This is a genomic window from Antarctobacter aquimaris (assembly GCF_900184945.1).
GTDB lineage: Bacteria > Pseudomonadota > Alphaproteobacteria > Rhodobacterales > Rhodobacteraceae > Maliponia > Maliponia aquimaris.
The window spans coordinates 1-1207 of sequence record NZ_FXYF01000044.1; the positions used below are offsets into that span (position 1 = coordinate 1).

At 66.0% G+C, this 1207-nt stretch carries 1 protein-coding gene and 1 pseudogene; both read right to left on the bottom strand.

Annotated elements, in window-relative coordinates; all coding sequences use genetic code 11:
- Window positions 1-84: 84 nt before the first annotated feature.
- Window positions 85-906, bottom strand: a complete 822-nt coding sequence (locus MAA8898_RS25560) for a response regulator transcription factor (RefSeq protein WP_094023830.1) — start codon at window positions 904-906, stop codon at window positions 85-87.
- A gap of 177 nt (window positions 907-1083) precedes the next feature.
- A pseudogene (locus MAA8898_RS25565) lies at window positions 1084-1207 on the bottom strand (IS5/IS1182 family transposase); the annotation flags it as partial.

Below are 1207 nucleotides of genomic sequence, written 5' to 3' on the forward strand. Positions count from 1 at the left end.
ACCGCGCCGCCAAAGGCTCGGCAACCCCGATGACCAGGAACAGCGACGCAATGATCGTGGTCGTGATGACGATGTCCACGACGATCACATGCCATCAGCAGAGGTCAAGGGCCGGGCACGGTCGGGCGCCGCCTCATCGTGCCGCATGGCCGCCCGCGGCCGGTCAGAGCACGCCCGCCAGGTCATGCCGTGCCGACCTGCACGTCGGATGCCAGGCAATAGCCCTGGCCGTGCACGGTCTTGATCAGGTCGGCCTCGCCCCCCCGCCAAGGCGAACTTGCAACGCACCCGGGCGACATGGGCGTCCACGGCGCGGTCCGTCGCGTGGATAGCCCCCGAATTGAGCTGGTCCATCAACTGGGTCCGGGTCACAACCTCGCCGGCCTTCTGAACCAGCGCGGTGAGGAGGGGGTATTCGGACGAGTTCAGCGGCACCTCTTTGCCGCCCCTTGCCGTGGCCTTCCGGGTGTCCAGCTGCAACAGGAACCCGGAAAACGACACCTGCCGGGCCTTGCCCCAGGCCATGCTCACGGGTACGACGCTTTCGGCCTGCCGCAGCGCGGCCCGCATCCGCGCCAGCTGTTCGCGCGGGTCAAAGGGTTGGGCGACATGATCGTCTGACCCGACCTCCCGCCCGGTGATCGTGCCATGAAACGCGTTGCGGACCGTGAGCATGATGATTGGCACAGCCGACGCCCCTCGCAGCCCGCGCGTGACCCGAAAACCATCTATCTCCGGCAACCCCGCATCCGGGATCACAGGGTCGAACTCCACGTGCGCCATCAGCAGCCCCATCTGCGTCCCCGACCCGACCGCCGCGACCCGGGAGCCCCGCTTCGACAGGACGCGCTGAAGGAATTCGGTGATCTGGCGGTCGTCGTCGATGGTCAGGACGTGTTTCGACATGGGGACTTCCTGTGGTGGGCGCAAGGTATGAATGAGGCCAGGCGCAGGATTGGACAAGGGGCCGAAATGACGAAGGGCCCGGTGTGAACACGCAACGCAAGGCCAACGCCATCGTCATGGCGGCATCCGCGCTGCTGATCGCGACCGTGGTGACCGGGCTTGACCTAGGGTCAGGACTCATAGCCAGAACATGACGATGGCCGCGAGGGCGCATGCCGAGAGGAAGACTTTCGGGCACCTGTCGTAGCGGGTTGCGATGCGCCGCCAGTCCTTCAGGCGGGCAAAACTGTTCTCGATCTTG